Source organism: Caballeronia sp. RCC_10 (assembly GCF_041360715.1).
GTDB classification, from domain to species: Bacteria; Pseudomonadota; Gammaproteobacteria; order Burkholderiales; family Burkholderiaceae; genus Caballeronia; species Caballeronia grimmiae.
Map to the genome: position 1 here is coordinate 22,998 of NZ_JBFUPT010000035.1, position 6,815 is coordinate 29,812.

The window sequence follows — 6,815 nt, forward strand, 5'->3', positions numbered from 1 at the left end:
CGCGTCGCGGCGCCTCGTTGTGCGACTCTACGGCGCGCTTCTTCATCTCGCAAGATGGCCTGACGACGGGCCCAACCACGACGAGATCTCATGTCCGTTCTACGCTGCGGCATCCATCAAAGATGGAAGAACGCCCGACGCGCTCAGTGCGATCCAGCAAACGCCCTCATGGATGAACGTCAAGCTCGACGCCGCGCTATCTGTTAGAACGGTCGGACGGTCGATACGCGCCGAAGACGGCTCGTCGCTCACCACCACGACTCGCCGCGCCGCACCTCTCCTTGCTTTCTGCAACGTGTTTGGCTCGAGGCCGGTTTGCAGGTCTGGCGGGGAGGTTCTACACGCGGTTGGGGTCAGTGCAACGCACAGCTTGTGGCCGCTCTTGGCGACGGCAAGCTCAACGGTAAGCGGATCCAAGAGGGTCTTGCATGTCATGCGCCGGCACGACGAAAGCCAAGCGCAGTCCATTGTCGCCGAGTTCAACGCGTTCCTCGACGCCATTACGACGACACCCCAGGCATCGCAACGCCGATTGGTGCTCGGCGAGCTCCGCGGCGTGGTGGCCTCAAAGTACGGCTTCGTCGTCACGCTGCGCCAAACGAAGCGCACTTTCTACGCCTCAACACCCGTTATCGAATCGGCCGCCGCGTCGTTTGGGTCCGCCTGGGCGATGACGGGCAACGCTAGCGCGCGCGTCGTGATTCTCGCTTCGATCGAGCGAACAAAAGAGGGAAATCTTCGGATCGTCGACCTTGCGCTGCAACTGTCCGGCAGCAGTTTCGTGCCCTGCGATTCGAGCTACGAGGTCGAGATGGCCAACCGGCTTGTTGCCGAGCGCCGACGTTTCATTAAACCTCTGAGGCTCGAGGCCGGCGACGTCATGCTGCCCGACTTCCAACTGACGGATACTTGCGAGCCAACGGCAATCGAAATCTATGGCATGCAAGGCAATGACGAGTACCTTGCCCGCAAGAAAGAGAAACAGGCGCTGTATGCGCGCGCCGCAACGCGGTGCGTTGAGTGGATACCGCCGGCCGACCTCGCGTCAGTACGGCTTCCCGAACCGTTGACTTGACGGTCGCTCCTTCTAGGATACTTTGAGCGCATTCTTAACTGCTGCGCAAATGATATGGCCTCGAACTCGTTCTTTCTGAATCGTGCAGTCGCGCGTAACGCCGACTGGCAAGTGAATTACCCCGCGCTCGCGATGGCAAGTACCATTGACGCGGTCGACGAACGACGGAAACAGATCGTCGTTGCTGCTGCGGACGAAACCTGCCTGCGCGCGGTGTTCTTCAGTTCCCTCGGTGCAATACTCGACTTTCACGCGACTTGGGACGAACTGGAGCGGTCAGGCAAGGCATGGCTCGCTTTTACCATCCGTTGGAACCGGTGGTGGTTGCCCAACGTCGATCACGTTAAGTCGCTGGACCGACACGCGTTCGCGCCGACCGACCTCCGCTTCGCGAACCGAGACCTGGGGGTCGCTCCCGGTGACACCGCCTCTTTCCGTGAATACCTGGATGTCGTTGGACTCCACTATCGCCGCGACCCAGGTATCTCGAGCGTTTTGTTCCCGCCCAACGCCATTGCAGCCGTCGAGACTACGCCCATCAATACCGCCATGCGTCATTCATAAGAGCGTCGATGCGCAAGGTCATTCCCTTCGAAAGGCGAGCCGTCGCTTCTAACACGCTCGGCCATCTCGAGGCCGAGTGTGCACACCGTAATCTTCGGCTCATCGAACAGAGCGAAATCGTCATGTGCGCCGTTTGTCACGTCACGCTCAATCCATTTTGGGCGCTGTCGATGCTGTCCGAGCAGTATTCATTATCGATGGCTCGCATCGACCGGCTCAAATCTCGAATAGAGCTCGCCGACGCTCGGATCCTAGAGTTATCGCAAGAACTCGATGCGATATTGCCGGGCGAAAAGAAGCCCGAATAAGTCGTCTACCGACACTTGACCAACCGTCGAACAGTGGTGCAATAGGTTCACCAACGACTTAGGAATGCACGATGAAACGAACCTTCGAATGCGGTCACAGCGGCAAGGGCAAGTACTGCCACGCGTGCGCGGCTGCAGAAAAGCAGAAGGCCCAGCGACTTTCAGGCGATTGAAGAAAAGCGCTCGGCGAAGCGAGTCTCCACCACCGACGATCCGATTGACCTGTCCATGGTGCGGCATTTGTCGGCCGTACAAAGAGAGGCAAGATATCTGCTCGCAAAGGTCAGTAGCGGCGTGCATCCATTCTCGCTCGACGGAAAGTTCATCAAGTCGTCGGCCGGCAAGCTGGTGTCCGTGCCGGTTGGCCGATCCTATCGCTTGCTCTTTGACGCCCCATCACTGGCACCTCTGCGCCTCGTCAGTCACGAAGACTACAATGGGATTGCGGCATAACTAACTCGACCCCACTGTCATTGCGCAGTCTTCGCTGCCAGCAGTGCGCGACACATTTTTGTGGGAAAGAATGCCAACGCGTTCTTGAGACACGTGTCAGAACCCTCATTGCGCCAGATAGAAGTCCATGGGGATAAGCTCCACGGCCCATCCGCCCTCTTCGCCAAGTGTGGCGGCCGGGTGCATGGACGCTATGCGTAACGCCTCGTCAGAGCTATCAGCCTCGATGATGAACAAGCCGCCGACGACTTCCTTCGACTCGGTGTAAGGCCCATCGGTGACGCGCGTCTTTCCACCGCGCGAGCGAAGCGTCCTCCAGTTCTCCAGGTTGCCAAGCGATGCGGAAATCAGAACCTTGCCTGTAGCGCGCATCTTCTCGTCCAATGGCGGGCATTGGCTCACCAATTCCTTGATGTCGTCTGGCGCCATTGCGTCGAATTTTTCGGGGGTGAAGTAGGCCAGACCGAGATATTTCATGGGAGATCCTTTGAATGGCGAATCACTGACGACGAATGTGATGATCGGAGATCGACAATTCTCTCGCGTAGCTTTTAGCGAGTTTGCCAGTCTTCCCGCATCAAGGCGGATCCTGCCGACCTCAGACGGCACCGACTCGCAAGCCGTTTATGCTGATTTGTGAGGCGTTGGTCGGCCTGGAATGCTCACCCGACGTCAGCGCTGGGTCGCCAACGAAGCTCACTGCACGACGCTGAGACTCTCAGCTTGAGCGCCGTTCATATCTTTCTCGGCAGAAAATCCATCAGCTCGCCGACGATAGCCTCAGGAGCGTCCTCCTGCATCAGATGTCCAGAACCAGGCACCCGCGTGAAGCGCGCCCCGGGAATCATCGCGGCTAGCTTCAGGCCTCGATCGATAGGGATCCACTGATCCTCGTCGCCCCACAAGATTGAAACCGGGCAGCGCAGCTCGCCGTAACGCGGTTGCACTTCATCGGTATAGCGCTGGTCCATCTGGGCGATCTGACGGTAGAAGGCCGCTTGGCCCAATTCGCCCATCCAAGGGGATGCGTAAATGCTTAACGTGTCTGCGGAGAGCGATTGATGCGCGGCGCCTTGCAGATATGCGCTAACGATCGCCTCGTGGATGTACGCGGGTGCGCCTGCAAATGCAGCCTCATGCGCGCGCACATGACGCACAAATGGTGATCCCCATGGGGACACCGCTACCGGATCGATTAGTAGCAGAGACCGATACTCGCATCGGTCCAGAAGCGCCGCTCTGAGCGCCGTGGCACCGCCGAAATCATGGGCAACGACGTCTGGCGTATCGAGTTGCCAATGCTTTAGCAAGGCTGCCAGTAGGCGAGTCTGAACAGCCAATGAGACGTCTTCGTCCGTTCGCTGCTCAGACATCCCGTAACCAAGAAGATCGAAGTAGAAGACTTGTCGAAAGCGAGCGGTCACCGGTGCTATGCGACGCCAGACCTGCGAAGAAAACGGTGTTCCATGTACAAACACGATTGGCTCGCCCTCACCGATCACCCCATAGCGCACTGACTGGCCATCAAAGTCGAAAACTTGTGGCAGATGCAGTGCGCCAGTGCCAAGAATCCGCTGCTGCGATTGCTGCGAAGGACTGTTCATGGATGCCTTTGCGTACTGGACCGTAGCGAGTAACAAGCATAGACTAACCACCAAATGGCCGCAAGGAGGTTATGTTGGTCGATGCAAAGGCTTCATCATTTGAACGACTACGTGCAGGCGTCGGCGGGCACGTTGTCCTGGACTTCGTAAATACCTGCGGTGGCGGCACTAAAGACCGTGACGTCGAGCGATTGGTTGATTGGCGTGACGCTGTGGATTGGGCGACGACGAACGGTTTGCTTGACCAGACTGACCACCGACTAATCGAGGAGGCCCTCACGCGCTCCGGACACCGCCCATCGGATCTCCTTAAAGAGATAACGGAACTGCGAGCCATTCTGCATGCAGTGTTCTCCGCAATGGCCGCTGGCCGTGTACCTTTGGAGGTAGACCGACTACAGCTCGAACACTACATCGTCGAGGCAATGAAACATTCGACCCTGAACGTTGTAGGACGACCGGCATGCTGGACGGTCTGCCCCGAGAAGTCCGGCTGTGCCCTCATGAAGGACCGGCTCGCCATTGCTGCGAACGAACTGCTTTCGCAGCCGATCTTGTCCAATGTCCGAGAATGCGGCGCGTGCTCATGGTTGTTCCTGGATCTGTCGCGGAGCAGGTCCCGACGATGGTGCTCAATGGCCACTTGCGGAAATCGTGCGAAGGCGCAACGCCACTACCATTTGACAAAGACGACGGATTGAAGAGTGTGACCGGGTGGGATGGCCGTTCAGCCTCCGTCGCACGCCCCGACGGGCACCCTAACGAAGCTCGATTCCCGCTTCGGTCCCTTGCAGCCAACCGCCATATGCCGATGAACTGGAAAGGTGACTCGATGCACTGAAAACTTTAGTGCACCGGCTGGCAAAGGTGCCTTCTACGTCCGCGGTCGAGCGACGCCAGGCAGGTAGCTATAATCCACGGCGGCTTACAAATATCAGAACCGCCGGCCCGCCGGCGACAGGACAGCGCCATGACTGACGAACTTTTTCCCTGCGACCATTGCGGCGGAAAGTGGTCTTTCGGATTCTCCCAGCGACTAGTCGGCCGTCCGTCGGCTCCTGACCGTGACTTTGCTCGGCTTGGCAACAGCCTTGCGCCGCCCATGCAAGACATGGAACCGCGCTCACCATATGACGTCCCCTACGAGAAGGTCTGCTGCATTTTCTGCGATGAATGCGGGATGCAGACGCCTTGGATCCCGATCGGCAACGACCGCTACGCGGCACTGGACAAGGCCGGCGAGATTTGGAACGCACGGATGCAGCGGCCGAAAGCCACCGAGGGCGATCTGCTTGAGCTCGTCAGAAAAGAAATTAGCGCAGTCGACGCTGCCTACTTGATCGACCTCCTCTCGAGGAACGAAGACGAATGGGAGAAGCGTGGGCCCATTTTTCAAATGCTCGCCAAGAAAATCGCCGACAGCAAAATCACAATGAGCGAGTTCTGGCCAGTCGACACAGTCCTCCGCGACGCGGCGCGATATCGAAAGCTTCAGCAGCTAGCGAAGCGCATATACATTGACGGAATCGCTTCGGTCCAGTTTCCCCGGATTCCCGCGACAGGCGGTGACGAAGGCAACTTTGAGAACAGCGTCAACGAGGCGGTCGATGACCTCCCCGACCGCAACCGCTGGTGACTTGACTTCATTCGGGGCGGGTCATACTAAAGGGACCTAACAACTAGACACGGCAAACAAGGACCAAATATGTCGCTCATCCAGTACATCGTCGCCGCCTACCGGCTCCGCAATAAACTAGTGCCGCAGCTTTTTACATTGCTCGCCCTCGGCGTCATCCTGACGTATCACGCGATGACAAGTCCGCAGTTGAGCTGGCTCTTGGACTGAAGAGCGCACATAGACGCTCCCCGGAGAGCGTCCCGTTTTTCTAGCGCTAATAATCAAGTCATTGAAGTTAAAGAACAAAGTCCCTGTTACAAAACGTGCCGAATATGCACATCCCCCTTATTCGGCACGCTTTTCGCATTGTAAAACGCGGTACAGGGCTGTTCTGTTGATGCCCAGCGCGATCGCTGCTGCTTTTTTATTGCCATCGGTTGCTGCGAGTGCCTCTTGGACTTGTGCTAGTGTCACCTTAGGTGCCTTCAGTCGCCTCTGGACAGAAAAGCTAGACAGATAAGCGCCGGCCTTTTGCTCTTTGCTATGGCCCGCCGCCTCGACCACGGCTTGCATCGCTTCGCGGTGGAGCGCCGGGTCGGCCCTCTTGTCGCTGCCTTTGATCGGCGCAGGAACGCCGGTGTATTTTTCGAACATCTGCTGCAAGAACTGATGCCTCAGGCCGTGGCACGTAACGCCCAAGCCAGACTTCGTCACACCATGGCGTTTGAGAACCGTATAGAAGTGGTCCTTCCACTGAGTCTTGGTATAGCCGTCGGGGATAGTCGAGCCAGTAGACCGGTTTGTGTGTTGAGCCGCCTCAAGTAGGACATCCATCTTGAACTCCATCGGCACCACACGAGGACGACCGCCTTTTGTGCCGTGGACCACGCTGAGCTTTCCGTCTTTACGGACTGCATCTTTAGGCCTCAACAGAAGACTCTCTTCGACCCGTAGACCAAAGGCCGCCTGCAGCTTCATTTGCACTGCGACCACGGGCTCCGTCTTCGCGATTTCTTCGATGATGGAAACGGCATCGATCCCCTTGCCTTCCCATGACTTGTCCTCGGTCGCTACAGACGTGCGCCGAAAGTCGTGCGCGGCTGGATCAATGTACTCAGAGGTGGCGCCGGGAATTCGGACAGCTCGGTAAGTGGAAAAAGCTGGGGTCCGAGTCGGCCATAATGGCTGGCAAA

9 protein-coding genes are annotated in these 6,815 nt (G+C 57.8%); 6 read left to right on the forward strand and 3 right to left on the reverse strand.

What is annotated here, in order from left to right; all coding sequences use genetic code 11:
• Positions 1-172: 172 nt before the first annotated feature.
• Genes AB6804_RS28470 through AB6804_RS28480 form a run of 3 tightly spaced genes read left to right on the forward strand, consistent with a single transcriptional unit; the run spans position 173 to position 1,947 of the window.
• Positions 173-1,075: a DUF1173 family protein gene (locus tag AB6804_RS28470; RefSeq protein WP_370889293.1), complete on the forward strand. Its 903-nt coding sequence runs from the start codon at positions 173-175 to the stop codon at positions 1,073-1,075.
• A gap of 54 nt (positions 1,076-1,129) precedes the next feature.
• On the forward strand, positions 1,130-1,639 hold the full coding sequence (locus AB6804_RS28475) for a hypothetical protein (protein WP_370889294.1): 510 nt from the start codon (positions 1,130-1,132) through the stop codon (positions 1,637-1,639).
• An 8-nt stretch (positions 1,640-1,647) separates the two neighbouring features.
• Positions 1,648-1,947, forward strand: coding sequence for a hypothetical protein (locus AB6804_RS28480; protein WP_370889295.1), 300 nt, complete (start codon positions 1,648-1,650; stop codon positions 1,945-1,947).
• A 558-nt stretch (positions 1,948-2,505) separates the two neighbouring features.
• On the opposite strand, the gene AB6804_RS28485 is transcribed toward AB6804_RS28480, so the two are convergent.
• Complete coding sequence (locus AB6804_RS28485) at positions 2,506-2,877, reverse strand: YciI family protein (protein ID WP_370889296.1); 372 nt, start codon at positions 2,875-2,877, stop codon at positions 2,506-2,508.
• Between the two features lie 257 nt (positions 2,878-3,134).
• Positions 3,135-4,004, reverse strand: a complete 870-nt coding sequence (locus AB6804_RS28490) for an alpha/beta fold hydrolase (RefSeq protein ID WP_370889297.1) — start codon at positions 4,002-4,004, stop codon at positions 3,135-3,137.
• Positions 4,005-4,075: 71 nt separating this feature from the next.
• Between AB6804_RS28490 and AB6804_RS28495 the strand changes: the two genes are divergently transcribed.
• The 3 genes from AB6804_RS28495 (at position 4,076) to AB6804_RS28505 (ending at position 5,850) form a co-directional block, all read left to right on the forward strand.
• Positions 4,076-4,705, forward strand: coding sequence for a CGNR zinc finger domain-containing protein (locus AB6804_RS28495; RefSeq protein ID WP_370889298.1), 630 nt, complete (start codon positions 4,076-4,078; stop codon positions 4,703-4,705).
• A gap of 269 nt (positions 4,706-4,974) precedes the next feature.
• Complete coding sequence (locus AB6804_RS28500; RefSeq protein WP_370889299.1) at positions 4,975-5,640, forward strand: Lar family restriction alleviation protein; 666 nt, start codon at positions 4,975-4,977, stop codon at positions 5,638-5,640.
• Positions 5,641-5,709: 69 nt separating this feature from the next.
• Entirely contained in the window at positions 5,710-5,850 is a 141-nt protein-coding gene (locus AB6804_RS28505; RefSeq protein ID WP_370889300.1) for a hypothetical protein, read from the forward strand.
• Between the two features lie 117 nt (positions 5,851-5,967).
• Here AB6804_RS28505 and AB6804_RS28510 read toward each other — a convergent pair.
• Positions 5,968-6,815, reverse strand: an 848-nt coding sequence (locus tag AB6804_RS28510) for an integrase domain-containing protein (RefSeq protein ID WP_370889301.1), incomplete at its 5' end; no start/stop codon positions are given.